General features: G+C 52.6%; 18 protein-coding genes. 5 read left to right on the forward strand and 13 right to left on the reverse strand.

Annotated elements, in window-relative coordinates; all coding sequences use genetic code 11:
- Window positions 1-26 precede the first annotated feature (26 nt).
- Genes dxs through xseB form a run of 3 tightly spaced genes read right to left on the reverse strand, consistent with a single transcriptional unit; the run spans window position 27 to window position 3,056 of the window.
- Window positions 27-1,889, reverse strand: coding sequence for a 1-deoxy-D-xylulose-5-phosphate synthase (dxs, locus tag FCH32_RS04685; protein ID WP_115259241.1), 1,863 nt, complete (start codon window positions 1,887-1,889; stop codon window positions 27-29).
- A 24-nt stretch (window positions 1,890-1,913) separates the two neighbouring features.
- Window positions 1,914-2,813: a (2E,6E)-farnesyl diphosphate synthase gene (gene ispA, locus FCH32_RS04690; protein WP_115259240.1), complete on the reverse strand. Its 900-nt coding sequence runs from the start codon at window positions 2,811-2,813 to the stop codon at window positions 1,914-1,916.
- Window positions 2,814-3,056 carry an exodeoxyribonuclease VII small subunit gene (xseB, locus tag FCH32_RS04695; RefSeq protein ID WP_096759458.1) on the reverse strand — a complete coding sequence of 81 codons (243 nt, stop codon included), beginning with the start codon at window positions 3,054-3,056 and terminating at the stop codon, window positions 2,814-2,816. It abuts the gene before it with no gap.
- 194 nt (window positions 3,057-3,250) lie between these two features.
- Between xseB and thiI the strand changes: the two genes are divergently transcribed.
- Window positions 3,251-4,699, forward strand: a complete 1,449-nt coding sequence (gene thiI, locus FCH32_RS04700; protein ID WP_135912466.1) for a tRNA uracil 4-sulfurtransferase ThiI — start codon at window positions 3,251-3,253, stop codon at window positions 4,697-4,699.
- 100 nt (window positions 4,700-4,799) lie between these two features.
- Here the strand turns inward: thiI and FCH32_RS04705 are convergent, their stop codons facing one another.
- The 3 genes from FCH32_RS04705 to panE are packed head-to-tail and all read right to left on the reverse strand — an operon-like array spanning window position 4,800 to window position 7,379.
- A complete protein-coding gene (locus FCH32_RS04705; protein ID WP_174360578.1) occupies window positions 4,800-5,882 on the reverse strand; it encodes a hypothetical protein in 1,083 nt (360 codons plus the stop codon).
- A gap of 32 nt (window positions 5,883-5,914) precedes the next feature.
- Complete coding sequence (gene yajL, locus FCH32_RS04710) at window positions 5,915-6,505, reverse strand: protein deglycase YajL (RefSeq protein WP_096758078.1); 591 nt, start codon at window positions 6,503-6,505, stop codon at window positions 5,915-5,917.
- Window positions 6,468-7,379, reverse strand: a complete 912-nt coding sequence (panE, locus tag FCH32_RS04715) for a 2-dehydropantoate 2-reductase (protein WP_174360579.1) — start codon at window positions 7,377-7,379, stop codon at window positions 6,468-6,470. The genes yajL and panE overlap by 38 nt, the downstream gene beginning before the upstream one ends.
- A 174-nt stretch (window positions 7,380-7,553) precedes the next feature.
- Here panE and FCH32_RS04720 point away from each other — a divergent pair, with 174 nt between their 5' ends.
- Complete coding sequence (locus tag FCH32_RS04720; RefSeq protein ID WP_096758076.1) at window positions 7,554-8,045, forward strand: YajQ family cyclic di-GMP-binding protein; 492 nt, start codon at window positions 7,554-7,556, stop codon at window positions 8,043-8,045.
- A gap of 94 nt (window positions 8,046-8,139) precedes the next feature.
- On the opposite strand, the gene FCH32_RS04725 is transcribed toward FCH32_RS04720, so the two are convergent.
- Window positions 8,140-9,504, reverse strand: coding sequence for an MFS transporter (locus FCH32_RS04725; protein ID WP_174360580.1), 1,365 nt, complete (start codon window positions 9,502-9,504; stop codon window positions 8,140-8,142).
- Window positions 9,505-9,686: 182 nt separating this feature from the next.
- Between FCH32_RS04725 and FCH32_RS04730 the strand changes: the two genes are divergently transcribed.
- Genes FCH32_RS04730 through FCH32_RS04740 form a run of 3 tightly spaced genes read left to right on the forward strand, consistent with a single transcriptional unit; the run spans window position 9,687 to window position 10,989 of the window.
- Window positions 9,687-10,169 (forward strand): Hcp family type VI secretion system effector, encoded by a 483-nt coding sequence (locus FCH32_RS04730; protein WP_174360581.1) that lies wholly within the window; start codon window positions 9,687-9,689, stop codon window positions 10,167-10,169.
- Between the two features lie 11 nt (window positions 10,170-10,180).
- The gene (locus FCH32_RS04735) at window positions 10,181-10,630 is read left to right on the forward strand and encodes an STM2901 family protein (RefSeq protein WP_174360582.1); all 450 of its coding nucleotides are present in this window, start codon (window positions 10,181-10,183) and stop codon (window positions 10,628-10,630) included.
- Complete coding sequence (locus FCH32_RS04740; protein ID WP_174360583.1) at window positions 10,630-10,989, forward strand: DUF1493 family protein; 360 nt, start codon at window positions 10,630-10,632, stop codon at window positions 10,987-10,989. Before FCH32_RS04735 ends, FCH32_RS04740 begins: the two co-directional genes overlap by 1 nt.
- A 94-nt stretch (window positions 10,990-11,083) precedes the next feature.
- Here the strand turns inward: FCH32_RS04740 and cyoE are convergent, their stop codons facing one another.
- The 6 genes from cyoE to ampG form a co-directional block, all read right to left on the reverse strand.
- The gene (gene cyoE, locus FCH32_RS04745; protein ID WP_096758073.1) at window positions 11,084-11,974 is read right to left on the reverse strand and encodes a heme o synthase; all 891 of its coding nucleotides are present in this window, start codon (window positions 11,972-11,974) and stop codon (window positions 11,084-11,086) included.
- A gap of 11 nt (window positions 11,975-11,985) precedes the next feature.
- Window positions 11,986-12,315 carry a cytochrome o ubiquinol oxidase subunit IV gene (locus tag FCH32_RS04750; RefSeq protein WP_096758072.1) on the reverse strand — a complete coding sequence of 110 codons (330 nt, stop codon included), beginning with the start codon at window positions 12,313-12,315 and terminating at the stop codon, window positions 11,986-11,988.
- A complete protein-coding gene (locus FCH32_RS04755) occupies window positions 12,315-12,929 on the reverse strand; it encodes a cytochrome o ubiquinol oxidase subunit III (protein WP_096758071.1) in 615 nt (204 codons plus the stop codon). Before FCH32_RS04755 ends, FCH32_RS04750 begins: the two co-directional genes overlap by 1 nt.
- Window positions 12,919-14,910, reverse strand: a complete 1,992-nt coding sequence (cyoB, locus tag FCH32_RS04760) for a cytochrome o ubiquinol oxidase subunit I (protein ID WP_096758070.1) — start codon at window positions 14,908-14,910, stop codon at window positions 12,919-12,921. Before cyoB ends, FCH32_RS04755 begins: the two co-directional genes overlap by 11 nt.
- A 19-nt stretch (window positions 14,911-14,929) precedes the next feature.
- Window positions 14,930-15,877 (reverse strand): cytochrome o ubiquinol oxidase subunit II, encoded by a 948-nt coding sequence (gene cyoA / locus FCH32_RS04765; RefSeq protein ID WP_115259235.1) that lies wholly within the window; start codon window positions 15,875-15,877, stop codon window positions 14,930-14,932.
- Between the two features lie 725 nt (window positions 15,878-16,602).
- Window positions 16,603-18,078, reverse strand: a complete 1,476-nt coding sequence (gene ampG / locus FCH32_RS04770; RefSeq protein ID WP_135912463.1) for a muropeptide MFS transporter AmpG — start codon at window positions 18,076-18,078, stop codon at window positions 16,603-16,605.
- Between the last annotated feature and the right edge of the window lie 28 nt (window positions 18,079-18,106).

Consider the following 18,106-nt stretch of genomic DNA (forward strand, 5'->3'; position numbering starts at 1 on the left):
TAAGCATAGCAGGAGCGGGGAGGGGATTATGCCAGCCAGGCCTTGATTTTGGCCTCAATGCCGGCGGCATCAAGACCGAGATCGGCGCGCGCTTCGTCCTGTGTCCCCTGTGGGATGAAGAAGTCAGGCAGACCAATGTTAAGCACCGGAACCGGCTTACGATGCGCCATCAGCACTTCGTTTACACCGCTGCCCGCGCCGCCCATAATGGCGTTTTCTTCCAGCGTAACCAGCACCTCGTGACGGGCCGCCATCTCCAGAATCAACGTTTCGTCCAGTGGTTTGACAAAGCGCATATCGACCAACGTGGCGTTCAGCGATTCCGCAACCTGAGCGGCTTCTGGCATCAGGGTGCCGAAGTTAAGGATTGCCACTTTTGTCCCGTGACGCTTCACGATGCCTTTACCAATAGGTAATTTTTCCAGCGGTGTCAGCTCAACACCAACCGCATTACCGCGCGGGTAGCGCACCACGGCCGGGCCGTTAGTGTAGTGATAACCGGTAAACAGCATCTGGCGGCATTCGTTTTCATCGCTCGGGGTCATAATGACCATCTCCGGGATGCAGCGCAGGAAAGAAAGATCGAACGCGCCCTGGTGGGTTTGTCCATCTGCGCCCACGATCCCCGCGCGATCCACGGCGAACAGGACCGGCAGTTTCTGAATGGCGACATCATGCAGCACCTGATCGTAGGCGCGTTGCAGGAAGGTGGAATAAATCGCGACCACCGGCTTATAGCCGCCAATTGCCAGTCCGGCAGCAAAGGTGACCGCGTGCTGCTCGGCAATCGCCACGTCGAAGTAGCGGTCCGGGAATTTACGTGAAAACTCCACCATACCGGAGCCTTCGCGCATGGCCGGGGTAATCGCCATCAGCTTGTTGTCTTTGGCCGCCGTTTCGCACAGCCAGTCGCCGAAGATTTTGGAGTAGCTCGGCAGGCCGCCGCTGCTTTTCGGCAGACATCCGCTGGACGGATCGAATTTGGGTACCGCATGGAACGTGATTGGATCTTTTTCTGCAGGCTCATAGCCACGACCTTTTTTGGTCATGATGTGCAGGAACTGCGGGCCTTTCAGGTCGCGCATGTTCTTCAGCGTGGTGATCAGTCCCAGCACGTCGTGACCGTCTACCGGGCCGATGTAGTTAAAGCCCAATTCTTCAAACAGCGTACCCGGCACTACCATGCCTTTAATGTGTTCTTCGGTACGTTTAAGCAGCTCTTTTATCGGCGGCACGCCGGAGAAGACTTTCTTCCCGCCTTCACGCAATGAGGAATACAGTTTGCCGGAGAGCAGTTGTGCCAGGTGGTTGTTCAGCGCGCCGACGTTTTCTGAAATCGACATTTCGTTGTCGTTCAGGATAACCAGCATGTCGGGCTTAATATCGCCCGCGTGGTTCATGGCTTCAAACGCCATGCCGGCAGTGATGGCACCGTCGCCAATCACGCAAACGGTACGGCGCTCTTTGCCTTCTTTCTCGGCGGCAACCGCAATGCCAATACCGGCGCTGATGGAGGTGGAGGAGTGTCCGACGCTTAAAACGTCATACTCGCTCTCGCCACGCCAGGGGAACGGATGCAGGCCACCTTTTTGGCGGATGGTGCCGATTTTATCGCGGCGCCCCGTCAGAATTTTGTGCGGGTACGCCTGATGTCCCACATCCCAGATTAACTGGTCAAACGGGGTGTTGTAGACGTAGTGCAGCGCGACGGTCAGCTCCACCGTGCCCAGACCGGAGGCAAAATGCCCGCTGGAACGGCTCACGCTGTCGAGCAAATAGCGGCGCAGTTCGTCGCAAAGCTTGGGCAGGCTCTCTTTTGGCAGCAGGCGTAACTCCTGGGTGGAGTCGACCAGCGCCAGGGTCGGGTATTTGGCTATATCAAAACTCATCGCAAGCTCATCGGATATGTTGGTTTATTTATCACGCTGGATTATGTAGTCCGCTAGCGCTTCCAGTGCCGAGGTATCGAGTGACTGTGCGGCCAGCAGACTGAGTGACTGGCGGGCATCCTCGATTAAATCCCGGGCTTTATTCCGGGCTTGCTCAAGACCCAGAAGTGCAGGATAGGTACTTTTGCCAAGCTGCTGGTCGGCACCCTGACGTTTACCCAATGTTGCAGTATCGCCTACCACATCCAGTATGTCATCCTGAACCTGGAACGCCAGACCGATGCTTTCGGCGTACTTGTCGAGTATCGGCAGGACGTTTCGGCCTTGGTCTCCGGCACTTAATGCCCCCAGACGCACGGCGGCGCGAATCAAGGCCCCGGTTTTATGGCGATGGATTTTCTCCAGCGCCTCCAGCTCAACCTGGAGGCCTTCAGCCGCCAGATCCAGCGCCTGACCGCCGCACATGCCGGCAATACCGCTGGCCTGAGCCAGTTCAGAGATCATGGCGATGCGGTCACGGTCGGCGACCTCCGGCATGGGGGCGTCACTGATAATGGAAAACGCCAGCGTTTGCAGCGCATCACCCGCTAAAATCGCATTCGCCTCGCCAAACTTAACGTGGCAGGTCGGCAGGCCGCGTCGCAGATCGTCGTCGTCCATCGCGGGTAAATCATCGTGCATCAGCGAATAAGCATGGATGCACTCAACCGCCGCGGCGGGAGCGTCGAGCGTACTCAGGCTGACGCCAAACATCTGACCGGTTGCGTATACCAGGAATGGGCGCAGACGTTTACCGCCTAATAATGCGCCATACTGCATGGTCTCGACCACGGGAGTGTTCTGAAAGGGCAATGGCGCGATAAAACGGCTCAGTGCCTGGTTGGCCTGCTCAACGCAAGCCTGTAGCTGCTGCGTAAAATCCATTTACTCATTATCCGGTGTAAAAGGCGTGAGGGCGGCATCTTCCGTCTCAGACAGCAGGATTTGCACGCGCTGTTCAGCCTGTTGCAACTTAACCTGTCCCTGACGCGCCAGCTGTACGCCACGTTCGAATTCGTTCAGCGCCTCTTCCAGCGGCAGGTCGCCGCTTTCCAGACGGGTAACAATCTGTTCCAGCTCGCTCAGCGCTGTTTCAAAGCTGGCGGGCGCTTCATTTTTCTTCGGCATAATGAATGTCTGACTCTCAATATTTTCAGCCCAAGCCATGGTAACGGACTTCGGGCAATTATCAAATAATGCGCAATGTGCACAGGAAGCTCGCGTAGTGGTATACTTCCGCGCCTGGATGCAGCCGCAGGTATGGGCTGCTGTATTATTCCCCAATACAAGCCTTTGATGCTTGCCAAAGAACCATTGCCGCCATGAAGTTTATCATTAAATTGTTCCCAGAAATCACCATCAAAAGCCAATCTGTGCGTTTGCGCTTTATAAAAATTCTGACAGGGAACATCCGTAACGTTTTAAAACACTATGATGAAGACCTTGCTGTCGTCCGCCACTGGGACCATGTTGAGGTTCGCGCCAAAGATGAAACCCAGCGTCTGGATATTCGTGACGCGCTGACCCGCATTCCGGGTATCCACCATATTCTCGAAGTGGAAGACGTGCCGTTTACCGATATGCACGATATCTTCGAGAAAGCGCTGGTGCAGTACCGCGATCAACTGGAAGGCAAAACCTTCTGCGTGCGCGTGAAGCGCCGTGGTAAGCATGAGTTTAGCTCCATTGAAGTGGAACGTTATGTTGGCGGTGGGCTGAATCAACATATTGAATCCGCGCGCGTGAAGCTGACCAAACCTGATGTGACCGTCAATCTTGAAATCGAAAACGACCGACTGCTGCTGGTGAAAGGTCGCTACGAAGGTATTGGCGGCTATCCGATTGGCACCCAGGAAGACGTACTGTCGCTGATTTCCGGCGGTTTTGACTCTGGCGTTTCCAGCTATATGCTGATGCGTCGCGGCTGCCGCGTGCACTACTGCTTCTTTAACCTCGGTGGTGCGGCGCACGAAATCGGTGTTCGTCAGGTGGCGCATTACCTGTGGAACCGCTTCGGGAGTTCGCATCGCGTACGTTTTGTCGCCATCAACTTTGAACCGGTGGTGGGTGAGATCCTCGAGAAAGTTGACGATGGCCAGATGGGCGTGGTCCTCAAGCGCATGATGGTTCGCGCGGCGTCTAAAGTGGCCGAGCGCTACGGCGTCCAGGCGCTGGTGACCGGTGAAGCGCTTGGGCAGGTATCCAGCCAGACGCTGACTAACCTGCGTTTGATCGACAACGTCTCCGACACGCTGATCCTGCGTCCGCTGATCTCGCACGATAAAGAACACATCATTAATCTTGCGCGTGAAATTGGTACCGAAGACTTTGCTCGTACCATGCCGGAATACTGCGGTGTTATCTCAAAAAGCCCGACGGTAAAAGCCATTAAAGCGAAGATTGAAGCCGAAGAACAAAACTTCGATTTTGCCATCCTCGATAAAGTGGTGGAAGAAGCCAATAATATCGATATCCGCGATATCGCTCAGCAGACCGAGCAGGCCGTGGTGGAAGTTGAAACCGTGAGCGGTTTTGGCCCCAACGACGTGATTCTGGACATCCGCTCTGTGGATGAACAGGATGATAAGCCGCTGAAAGTGGAAGGCGTGGACGTGGTTTCGCTGCCGTTCTACAAGCTGAGCACCCACTTTGGCGATTTGGACCAGAATAAAACCTGGCTGCTGTGGTGTGAACGCGGTGTGATGAGCCGCCTGCAGGCGCTGTATCTGCGCGAGCAGGGTTTTGCAAACGTGAAGGTGTATCGCCCGTAGTGACTTCTGCCTGATGGCGCTGCGCTTATCAGGCCTACAAACTGTACGTCTTTGTAGGCCTGATAAGGTGTTTACACCGCCATCCGGCAATATCACGATATTATTCAAAACGCACGGGAAGCGTCTTCCCGTTCGACTCCCAGACGCCCTGATAGACACCGTCTTTCAATTCCAGCGTCATCTTCTCTTGCGCCTGTTCTGCGTCAGAGGTCTTCAGTTCATAATGTTGATTGTTGGCGGTGTCGCACTTGCCGGTTAATTCAATCGGTGCGCCAAATTTCTGGTAGAAGTAAGCCCCTTCAAAATAATCACCGTATTTGCAGTCCACCTTCAACACAATACGCAGGCTTTTTCCCAGCGTGCCGTACATCACCTTGCCGTCGATGCCGGGCGCGGGCTCAACCGGTGTTGTACCCTTTGCGCCTGTCAGATACTGGCCGTATGGCGTGAACTGATTATGCAGATCTGCGGTCGGGATTTTTGTTGTGAAATCGCCCAGTTCATCACCCGCGCGGTTGGCGTGGTTGCTACAGCGTCCGTTCAGGAAAGCCAGATGATCTTTTTGCAGGGAGAATTTGTCGATGTAGTACAACCCCTCGGTGTAGGTGGCGCATGAGGCGTAGAAGTCGTCATAGCCCAAATCTTCACCGTCTTCCTCTTTTATTGGCTCCGACTTTTGTGATTTCTGTGCGGCAACAAAGGTATCAATTTGGCTGCGGATATCTTTTCTGATGCGGGTATTTAATTCGGCCATCGTGGCGCGAGAAAAGAGATCGTTAAGGGTAATTGCCGCGCCATTGGCTAAATCGAAGCTCATCGGCACGTTATACGACTCGCAATAGGCCCCGCAGCCTTCGGCAAACATATTCAGGGTCAGCACGTTGGCGTCGCGATACTCGACCGTGTAGTCAAGGTTGGCGGTGGCATTCATCTCTGATTTCGCAAACTGATTCACTGTCGCCTGCGGGTTATTCCCTGGTAACCGATTGATGAAGCTTGCGAAAATATAATCGTTAATGCGTTTTGCAACCTGCGGGTTATCCGTTGAGGAAAACCATGGCACGCGATACTGCATTTCAGTGCTATTGGGATAACGGTACTCAAGGCTCTTAATTTCAAGCTGGGTTGCGGCGGTGGTGCTGGAAAGGAGCAGTAAAACCACTCCGCTCAGATATCCTTTCATAACGGTTCCTTTTAGAGGGAGTGGCCTAAGTGTTACTCGTAGTAGTTATAAATGCCTGCGGGCATCACCAGTTGTGACGCCACTTCATGAGCCTTTTCGCGACTGACCAGCAGATCAATGATTTTTAAGCCAAAATCAATTGATGTTCCTGGCCCCTGGCTGGTCAGCAGGTTGACGCGCGGATCCCAGACGACGCGTTTGTCCTGCCATTGTTCAGCGGGGATTTTGTCTTTCAGCGCCGGGAAGCCGGTCATATTGCCGATGGGGAAAATGTCATGCGGAACCAGCACGGTGGCGGCTGCGGCACATATAGCTGCCACAATACGCCCGGAGCGATGAAACTGTTTAACGGTTTCAATCAGCAGCGGGCTGTCGCGAAAACATTCTGCGCCTTTAATACCGCCGGGCAGCACGATAATGTCGTAATCGCCGTCGGCGACTTCAACCAGCGGTGCATCCGCCAGCAACTTGACACCGCGCGAGCAGACAATCGTCAGGTCGCCATCGCTGGCTACGCTGGCGGTTGTTACCTGGATCCCGCCTCGAACCAGCAGATCGATAGTGGTGACCGCTTCGGTCTCTTCACTACCAGGGGCGAGACATACCAGTGCTTGAGCGCTCATATTCACTTTCCTTTCGCTTTACCATTTCAAACAGGTGGGCATTTTCCGGGACGGCGATGCCGTGCGCACGCGCGCGTTTCAACAAATAACCGGTAATGTAGTCAATCTCCGTATGGCGCAGAGCACGAATGTCCTGCAGCATGGATGAGATATTTTCTGCCGTACTGTCAATTACTTGCTCAACATAATAGCGTAAATCATCCACGGATGTATGGTGGCCTTCGCGTTCGATAACCGCCGCCACTTCCTCGCATATCTGCGCTATTTTTTCAGGATGCTGGCGTAACTCGCCGTTTTGGCAGTTCCACAGCGCGGTGAGTGGGTTAATGACGCAATTCACTGCCAGCTTGCGCCACAGTTCCGCGCGGATGTTGTCGTGCCAGGCAACGTCAGGCAGCACCTCTTGCAGGATCTCAGCCAGATAACTGAAATCGCCATCCTGTTCACGCGCCGGGCCGATGCGCGTTGTTCCTTTCGCCACATGGATTATGATGTTGCCATCACGGCGAGCGGCCTGCGTGGTGGTGCCTATCAACAGTGGTTGCGTAATGCTTTGCAGCTCATCAATGGTGCCCATTCCGTTGTGAATCAACAGAATTGGGGTGGTCTTAGGCAGAATAGTTGCCAGGCTTTTTACCGCATCAGAAACCTGCCAGGCTTTCAGCGTCACCAGTAACAGATCGCTTTTTGCCAAAAAGTCGGGATCGTTTGCCGTCAGGGATTCATTAAAAACTGACCCATCCGTGTCAATCAAATTCACGCTGCAATAAGGTTGTGGCACGCGTAGCCACCCTTGAATCCCATGTCCATGTTTGCATAGCGCGGTAAGCCAAAGCTGCCCTAAGGCTCCGCATCCCAGTACGGTAATTCTCATTCATCCTCCTCACCTGCAACAGCACCAGGTGCTAATCCATATCGTCTGCATCCCATTATTGTTCGCCGCTACCATTGGCACGTACAATTAGGGGATACAGCCTAGTATAGCGCTGTCTGTTGAGTAACTTTGCAGGTATTATGCTTCGCATCAAAAACGAAGGGAGAGGAAAAGATGCCATCTTTCGATATTGTCTCTGAAGTTGATCTTCAGGAAGCGCGTAACGCGGTCGATAACGCGAGCCGCGAAGTGGAGTCACGCTTCGATTTTCGTGGCGTTGAAGCCACTTTTGAGCTGAATGAAGCCAATAAGACCATTAAGGTGCTGAGCGAGTCTGATTTCCAGGTTAATCAGTTGCTGGATATTTTGCGCGCCAAGCTGCTGAAGCGCGGGATTGAAGGGACGTCACTGGACGTACCGGAAACCTTTACGCACAGCGGAAAAACTTGGTTTGTGGAAGCGAAGCTGAAGCAGGGCATTGAAAGCGCGGTACAGAAGAAAATCGTCAAGCTGATTAAAGACAGCAAACTGAAGGTGCAGGCGCAGATTCAGGGCGAAGAAATTCGTGTGACCGGCAAAGCGCGTGACGATCTGCAATCCGTCATGGCGTTGGTGCGTGGCGGCGATCTCGGCCAGCCGTTCCAGTTCAAGAACTTCCGCGACTAAGCCGTTCTGCCTGATGGCGCTACGCTTATCAGGCCTACCGATCGCACACGCTATTTGTAGGCCGGATAAGGCGATAGTCGCCATCCGGCAATCCTCACGCCTGGCTTATCGCCTGCTCAATTTCAAATCGATTGGTCACTTTGCTGTCGATTTTCACATAGGCAGAATGCTCTTTTGCCACAATTAACACCTCACTCACGCCTTCTTTTGCCTGCAGTCGCTGTTTTAGTGTGTCATCTGCGGCGATCTCAGGGGGGATTTCCACGCGCAGGCTGCTGACATACGGCGGCTCTTTCATCGTGCTGGCCACCAGTAACCAGATTGCAGCCAGTAATGCGCCTGCCAAAAATACCGCCTGACCATCAAACATTTCGACCACCCAACCACCCAGCGAACCCCCGATGGCGACGCCGAGGAACTGGCTGGTGGAGTAAACGCCCATCGCCGTTCCTTTATACCCCGCCGGTGATTCTTTGCTGATGAGCGAGGGGAGAAGTGCTTCCATCAGGTTAAAGGCGAGGAAGAAGAGCTGAACACCTGCAATCAGCCCCCAGAAACGAATGTTAGCGCTCCACAGGACAATCTCAGCAGCCAGGATCAGCACCACACACGATAGAAATACCCGCTTCATCCGGCGTTTTACTTCGGCATAGATGATGAACGGCACCACGGAAACAAAGGACAGCAGCATCGTCACCAGATAAATCTTCCAGTGTTCGGCGGCGGGAAAGCCCGCTTTTGCCAGCTGGCCTGGCAGGGCGACGAAAGTGGACATCAGTAAAATATGCAGGCACATGATGCCAAAATTGAGCTTCAGCAGTTTAGGCTCCGCCAGGACTTTACTGAAGCTGCCTTTGACCATGCCCGATTCGCGGTTCAGCACGTGGGTGGTGCTATTGGGAACCACCCAAATGGTCAGTACGATACCGGTGGTTGCCAGTGCGGCAATCATCCAGAACAGCGCATGTAATCCCAGCGCGTGGGTAACGATCGGCCCAAGCACCATGGCAATGGCGAAGGTGATACCAAAGCTGACGCCAATAAACGCCATCGCTTTTGTGCGGTTTTGTTCGCGGGTTAAGTCAGACAGCAGCGCCATCACCGCGGCGGCAATCGCCCCGGAACCCTGCAGTGCACGTCCGAGTATAATTCCCCAGATAGAGTCCGAGAGCGCGGCAATCACGCTACCGAAAACGAATATCGCCAGCCCACCGACGATAAGCGGTTTACGACCGATGCGGTCGGAAAGCAAGCCGAAGGGGATCTGGAAGACCGCTTGTGCCAGACCATAAATGCCGATGGCAAGCCCGATCAGCGCTTCGCTGGCGCCCTGCAGCGCCATGCCATAGGTGGTCAGAACCGGCAGGACCATAAACATGCCAAGCATGCGCAACGAGAATACGGTCCCTAAACCCCAGGTGGCGCGCAACTCACCGGGCGTCATTTTATAATCGTTCATTCCCACCTCTGTTTTAATTTCGCGCCTAGTGTAAAGCGGGGAGAGGATGGGGTAAACCACTACAATATGTGGAGCCGTGAAGAGGTGTAAAAACTGTTGTTACGATGGCAACTAATTTACATGCAATAATTTCAAGTGTACATTTTTTGTGGTCTTTTTTTACGGAATAAGGAACAGGGAAAATGGCGATTCCGGGCAATATGTGGATGTATGACGATGGCGGCGCGCTGATCAAAGGCGGGTGCGACGTGAAGGGACGAGAAAACAGTATTGAATTTAAGGGGTTTCATCATAATCTCTCTATCCCTACCGATAATGCAACGGGTAAGCCAACAGGCACACGCCAGCATTCGCCGATGATGATTGCCAAAGAGTTCGACTACTCTAGTCCGTATTTATACAAAGCGGTTGCAACAGGCCAAAATCTTAAGTCTGCTGAGATTCGTTGGTACAAGATTAATGATGCGGGTCAGGAGGTGGAGTATTTCAATATGCTGCTCGAAGGCGTGCGGATTGTCTCCGTTTCTCCCACAATGGCTGGTCCAGAGGACATGAACAATAACCATCTTGAAACCATCGAATTACGCTACGAAAAAATCACCTGGAAGCATTGCGACGGGAACATTATCTATACCGATGCATGGAATGACCGGCAGACGGCATAATAGGTGATTGAATGGACACTACGGAAGAAGCTAAGGGTACCTATTGGTATCACGGTCACAGCAATCTATCAGCTGGGGAATTGTTCGATCTCATCTTTCTGGAACAGTTTTGTGATGAGTTAGGAATTGGTATTGAATCGGGAGCCGCTATTCTGGCTGGTCAACCTTGGTTGAAGACAAGACAGAAACCTTCTGGGGCTATTGAAGGAACAAGTGTTGTTTCCAAATATGGGAGAATGCTTCTGAGAGATGCGCGGGTTCCATTTGGTATTAAAGTCCCCACCCCAGTGGGTTTCAGGATACAAAGCACTAACAAACTTGCTGCTGTGATTGCTCGGTATATACCTTGGCTTGGGTGGATTGGTCTAGTAAATGCACTTGTGCAAGTATCAAGAAAGACGCAGCTAAAATACAATTTAATTGCTCGACCTAAAGATCGCATTCAGTGGACATCATTCTAATGAGTATTCAAGACGATGTGTTAAAGCTTTTCAGGGAAGAAATACCTGGGTTTTTGGATGAAAACTGGAAGGAGGTTCCTTTAGAACTCGACTCAGAATTGTTTGACGCCCCCGGTGATGATCTCCACAGTGCTCTGGATAGATATGAGAAAGAGTTCAAAGTCGATTTATCATGTGTGAACTGGAAACCTTATTATCCATGGCACAATCTGCCACTATTCACGAGATGGTTCAAAGCTAAACGGGAAGAAGTGGAAGCAACACGTTTACCGTTAACTGTAAGGATGTTTGCTGAGTCGGCTGAAGCGGGGAAATGGCTGTTTGAAATCTGGACGAATAATAAACTGGAAGATGCCTGATGGGGTTACGTTTATCCGGCCTACAAGCAATGTGCTTTTTGTAGGCCGGATAAGGCGTTAGCCGCCATCCGGCATAGAAGATGTGACGATTAACTTACCAGACGTAAGTCAGCAGGTTCTGCGAGTTTGGCACCATAAAATCGACGGACATCATGACGCTCAGTGCGGTGATGGCAATGATGGAGAAACCGAACAGCTTGCGCGCCCAGACTCTGTCATCTTCCACTTTGTACCCACGCAGCGCCATGCCTAACCACCAGACGCTGACCGCAGCCGCCACAACCAGATATTTGTAGCCGGCGTAACCGCCCAGAGACAGCATCAGCGTGGCGATAGCAAAGGCGATGATATACAGCGTGATATGGTTCTTCGCCACCGAAATGCCTTTCACCACCGGCAGTACCGGAATGTTGGCAGCCTGATAATCCTTAAAGCGGAAAATCGCGATGGCGTAAGAGTGCGGCATCTGCCACAGGCTGAAAATCGCCAGCAGAATCAGCGCACCGCTGTCAAAGCTCCCCGTCACGGCGCAGTAGCCAATCACCGGCGGCGCAGCGCCGGAGAGTGAGCCAATCAGCGTACCGTAGACCGAGTGGCGTTTCATGTACAGGCTGTACACGCCAACATAGACCACGAAGCCCATCACCCCCAGCCAGCAGGCCAGAGGGTTCGCGCCAAACCACAGCAGCATAAAGCCAGCAATACCCAGCAAGGTGGCGTATACCAGCGAGACCGCAGGAGAAATCAGACCTTTAACCAGCACACGGTTTTTGGTCCTCTCCATCTTCCTGTCGATATCCCTGTCGATGTAGTTGTTAAATACACAACCCGACGCCACAACCAGTGACACCCCAACCAACGTGTAGATAAACAGGGGATAATCAATGCTACCTTTAGAGGCTAGCAGGAATCCACCAATCACCGAGATCAGGTTGCCAAAGATGATGCCTGGTTTCGTTACTTGCAGGTATTGCTTAAACATCATAATCGCCGCTCTTAGTGCATCATCATGTTGTAGTTCAGGTTCCACATAATCCAGATGGAGCCCACAACCAGAATGGCGATGATTAGCACAGTAAAGACAAAGGCCGTCATGTTCCAACCTTCATCAGATTTGCTATTCATGTGCAGGAAGCACACCAGGTGAACCAGTATCTGTACCACTGCCATAATGAGGATAGTCCCCAGAATAACGGCAGGAGAGGCAGAACCTGTCATCACCATCCAGAACGGAATGACCGTCAGGATGATAGACAGGATAAAACCTGTCATGTAGGTTTTTACGCTGCCATGGGATGCGCCGCCGCTCACGTTTGAATGACTCATTACATCGCCCCCATCAGATAAACAACAGTGAACACGCAGATCCACACCACATCCAGGAAGTGCCAGAACAGGCTCAGGCACATGATGCGGGTACGGTTAGTGCTGGTCAGGCCGCGACGGGCAACTTGCACCATCAGCACCGCCATCCAGATAAGACCGGAAGTGACGTGCAGACCGTGCGTACCAACCAGCGCGAAGAACGCCGACAGGAAACCGCTACGATCCGGGCCCATATCGTTAACAATCAGGTGGTGGAATTCATAGATTTCCATCCCGATGAATCCGGCACCGAACAAGAAGGTCAACGCCAGCCAGGAAATCACCTGGCTCTTGTTGTTCTTGTACATGGCGATCGCCGCCATGCCGTAAGTAATGGAGCTGAATAACAGCAGGAAGGTCTCTACCAGTACGAACGGCAGCTCAAAAATGTCCTTACCTGTTGGGCCACCTGCGGTGCCGTTCACCAGAACGGCATAGGTTGCAAACAGAATAGAGAACAGAATGCAGTCGCTCATCAGGTAGACCCAAAATCCGAAGATTTTGTTCTGACCTGCATCGTGGTGCCCGTGTTCGTGCGCGTGGGCATTCGCGTGCGCTAAAGTATCAGTTGCCATTTTTCAGCCCTGCCTTAGTAATCTCATCGAAATGCTGATTTTCCAGTTTTTCGACTTCCGGGACCGGCACGTAGTAATCCACGTCTTCATCAAAGCTTTTCACGATCCAGCTGATAATCATGCCTGCGAAGCTTGCAATTGCCAGCCACCAGATATGCCAGATCATGGCGAAACCAAACAGTGTTGCGAAGGCGGTAATGACGATACCGGCGCCGCTGTTCTTCGGCATATGAATCTCTTCATAGTGCGTAGGTTGCTTATACGCTTCGCCTTTTTCTTTCATTTCCCAGAAGGCATCACGCTCGTGAACGTGTGGCACAACGGCAAAGTTGTAGAACGGAGGCGGGGAAGAGGTTGCCCACTCCAGCGTACGACCACCCCACGGGTCACCGGTCAGGTCACGGTTCTGCTCGCGGTCGCGAATAGACACGTAGATCTGAATCAGCTGGCACAGGATACCCAGTGCAATCAGCGCGGCACCACAGGCGGCAACGACTAGCATCGGATGGAACTGCGGGTCAATCTGCTGGCTGAGACGACGGGTCATACCCATAAAGCCCAGCACATACAGCGGCATAAATGCCACGAAGAAGCCGATGATCCACAACCAGAATGCGCGTTTGCCCCAGGTTTCGTTCAGCGTGTAGCCAAACGCTTTTGGCCACCAGTAGGTCATACCGGCGAAGCAACCAAATACCACGCCGCCGATGATAACGTTGTGGAAGTGCGCAATCAGGAACAGGCTGTTGTGCAGTACGAAGTCCGCACCCGGAACCGCCAGCAGTACGCCGGTCATACCGCCGACTGAGAAGGTCACGATGAAGCCGATCGTCCACAGCATCGCTGAGTGGAATACGATACGGCCCTGATACATGGTGAACAGCCAGTTGAAGATCTTCACCCCGGTAGGGATGGCGATAATCATGGTGGTAATACCGAAGAAGGCGTTAACGTTAGCGCCTGCACCCATGGTGAAGAAGTGGTGCAGCCAAACAACGAACGACAGAACGGTGATACACACGGTTGCCCACACCAGCGAGGTGTAGCCAAACAGGCGTTTACGCGAGAAGGTCGCTGCGATTTCGGAGAACACCCCGAAGACCGGCAGAATCAGAATGTACACTTCCGGATGGCCCCAGGCCCAAATCAGGTTGATGTACATCATCATGTTGCCGCCCATATCGTTGGTAAAGAAATGGGTGCCCAGATAGCGATCCAGGGTTAGCAACGCGACGGTAACCGTCAAGATTGGGAAGGAGGCGATAATCAGGATGTTGGCGCACAGAGATGCCCAGGTAAATACCGGCATCTTGAACATCGTCATACCCGGTGCACGCATCTTGATGATGGTCACAAAGAAGTTGATACCGGTTAAGGTTGTACCGATACCGGACAACTGCACCGCCCATATCCAATAATCAACCCCGACGCTTGGACTGTACTCTATTCCCGAGAGCGGCGGATAGGCCAGCCAGCCGGTCTGTGCGAATTCACCTACGCCCAGAGACAGGTTAACCAGGATAACGCCGACAACGGTGAACCAGAAGCTCAGGTTGTTCAGGAAGGGGAAGGCAACGTCACGTGCGCCGATCTGCAGCGGAACCACCAGGTTCATCAGACCGATAACAAATGGCATGGCGACGAAGAAGATCATGATCACGCCGTGAGCCGTGAAGATCTGGTCGTAGTGGTGAGGTGGCAGGAAGCCCGCTTCACCTGCAGACGCCAGCGCCTGCTGACTACGCATCATGATGGCGTCAGCAAAGCCACGAATCAACATGACGATGGCGACGATGACATACATGATGCCAAGACGTTTGTGGTCAACCGAAGTCAGCCACTCTTTCCACAGGTAGGTCCACTTACCGAAGTAAGTAATGAGGCCCAGTAAGGCCGCCCCACCGATGATAATGGCAGCGATCGTAACCATGACGATTGGTTCATGGAACGGGACTGCATCCAGTGTCAATTTTCCGAACATCGTATTCTTCCTCGGCCCCTTAGTGAGCGGATTCCGCGTGGCTCATGTCCATGCCTTCCATTCCTTCGTGTGCGCTGTGCTCACCTTCTGGTTTGGCCATGTCCATGCTCTTACCGTGAGCCATAAATTTGTTAATAACGTCTTTAAACAAATCCGGTTTCACGTTGGAGAAATATTCCACCTGGTTGTATTCGCTTGGTACAGCCACTTTCTCGAACGCTGCCATGTCACTCATGGTGTTCGTGGACTGTTTAGCTTTAGCAACCCATTGGTCGAATTCGGCGCGGTCCTTTGTTGCGATAGCCTTGAACTTCATACCGGAGAAGCCTGGTCCGCTGTAGCTTGCGGAGATACCATCATAAGTACCGGCTTCGTTGGCGATCAGATGCAGTCGAGTCTGCATACCGGCCATGGCATAAATCTGGCTACCCAGACGCGGGATAAAGAAGGAGTTCATCACGGAGTTGGATGTCACTTTGAATTCAACCGGAGTGTTCGCCGGGAAGGCGATTTCATTCACGGTAGCGATACCCTGTTCCGGATAGATGAAGAACCATTTCCAGTCCATGGAAACCACTTCGATGGTAATGGGCTTCTCGTCATGCGCCAGCGGTTTGCTTGGCTCAAGCGCGTGCGTGGTTTTCCAGGTCAGTACGGCAAGGAAAATGATGATTAAGATAGGCACCGTCCAGACCACAGCTTCCACTTTATTGGAGTGTGACCAGTTCGGGCTGTACTTCGCATCTTTATTGCTTGCACGGTACTTCCAGGCAAAACCAACAGCCATCAAGATGGCAGGAATAACGACGATCAACATCAGGCCAAATGCCGTCAGTATCAATGAACGTTGTTCCAGACCAATCTGTCCTTTAGGGTCAAGCAGCGCAGAATTACAGCCACTGAGTAATGCAGTGCCTGCAATTAATGACAACCATCCCAAACTTTTATTGTATTTCCTGAGTCTCATTTAACGACCTCAATTCCACGGGACCGGGTGGCGTTTAAAGTGTGAGGGCATTTTACGGGAAGGTTACATTACTGTAAACATCATTGGATCTGTGTTACCGGGTTCTGCCGTGCATGTCACATATGTTGCAATATATACCGCGTTGACTTTAAGAACCTGTTGCAACATCACGTTATAACGAAAGCGGGCATGCGGGGGCAGTGCGAAGGGCAATTGGTATAACCAATGCTAAAATAAAACAATTAATTAACAATTGATTATCATTAAAAGGACAATTAGAGAACAAAAAATAGAATGGCGTTGGCTGAATCGAGTAAGGAAAATAGAATTTATAAAAGGCGTCAATAATTTCCAAAATCTATGGCGCACAAAACAACAAATAATATTTTTATTAAGTGTTGTTTATTTAGCCGTTATAATTACGCAGAGTTATTACAACGGCCAAATATGCTCGTCATACTTCAAGCTACGGGTGTGTTGGCAATAACTCGGCCCATCCTGGGCCTCACCCTTATGGGCGCTGTGAACAGCGTTCAAATTCGTTCCCGACGAATTTGTCCTCGCTCACCCCAGTCACTTACTTATGTAAGCTCCTGGGGATTTGCTGCGTCGCCGCGTGATTCGGCCTTTCGGACTCTCCCCTACGGGGCCAGCGCAAGCGCTGTTCAAAACGCTCACGCCTTTTGTCCCGTAACTCGAATTATTTAGAGCATAAATATGCAACATCACGCCAGACGCGTTTTGCGCAGCGCCAGATAATCCAGCAATCCACCGAATACCACACCGCAGACTGCGACCACGACCGCAACTTCAAGCAGTTCCGGCAGGAAGGAGAAGTTAGTGTAGTCCAGGGCGTTCATTGTCAGCAGTAACAGCCAGGCCACCAGCAAACAACAGCCCGCCACCAGCGTCATCAATGCCAGGTTGTACGCGCTACGAAACTCCGTGCGCGGGATAAAACTTTCGTTTTTCCAGCTATGTTCCAGCGTCTGGCGACAGACCAGCAACAGAATAAGGCCTGGGATCGCGGCAAAGACGGAGAACAGATAAAACGTGGGCCAACCGTGTGCTTCGACAAACCAGCCCGCGACCGGGCCGACATAAACGCGCCCCACAGCGGAAAGCGCGGAGAGCAGGGCAAACTGCGTTGCGGAGAAGGATTTATTGCACAGCGTCATCAGCAGAGCGACAAATGCTGCTGTCCCCATCCCACCGCACAGGTTTTCGAAGAATACTGCCGCACCCATGCTAAACATATGTTTGTCGGTAATGGAGAGCAACCAGTAACCCGCGTTCGATGCGCCCTGCAAAATGCCGAAAATCAGCAATGCGCGAAATAGCGACAGGCGTTGCATCAGGATCCCGCCGTACAGTGCGCCAACAATTGTCGCCAGCAGCCCCAGCGTTTTATTGACCACCCCAACTTCACCGGCGTCAAATCCGACGCCGCGGATTAAAAAGGTGGTGGTCAGGCTCATGGCGAAGGCATCGCCAAGCTTATACAGCACAATCAGCAGCAGGATTAACCAGGCGTTGTTACGGCCAAAGAAATCGCGCAGCGGCGCGGCAACTGCTTGTTCCAGCGTTTTAGGGACCGGAATCGCATCTGTGGGTTCGGGGGCTAACAGGGTGGCGATAATACACGGTACCAGCAGAGCCGCCATCAGCCAGTACATGCCTTGCCAGCCAAGCCAGCGATCGGCCATCCACAGCGCCAGGCCACCGGAAACCAGCATCCCTAAGCGGTAGCCGAGCACGCTGATGGCAGCGCCGGTGCCGCGTTCTTCGGCGGGTAAAACATCCGTTTTCCAGGCATCAAAGACGATATCCTGCGACGCTGAGCAAAAGGCGATTACTACCGCAAGTGCTGCCATCCATCGCAACTGCGTGCCTGGCTCCAGAAAACCCATTGCAGCAATAGAAACCAGCAGCAAAATCTGTGTGGTCAGCAGCCAGCCTCGACGTCGACCCAAAAACGGCGGTGTGTAGCGGTCCATCACAGGGGACCAGAGGAACTTAAAGACGTAGGCCTGACCGACCAGAGAAAAGAAGCCGATAGTTTTAAGATCGATGTTCTCGACCGTCATCCACGCCTGAAGCGTACCGGAGGTCAGCGCGAGCGGTAAACCGGAAGCAAAACCCAGCATCAGCAGAATTGCTGACTTAGGTTGCTGAAAAATACGTAAGTAGTGACTGGACATGGCGTCTTTAGGCCCGACGTGCGCCGGG

Origin of the sequence: Citrobacter gillenii, assembly GCF_013337685.1 — a bacterium.
GTDB classification, from domain to species: Bacteria; Pseudomonadota; Gammaproteobacteria; order Enterobacterales; family Enterobacteriaceae; genus Citrobacter; species Citrobacter gillenii.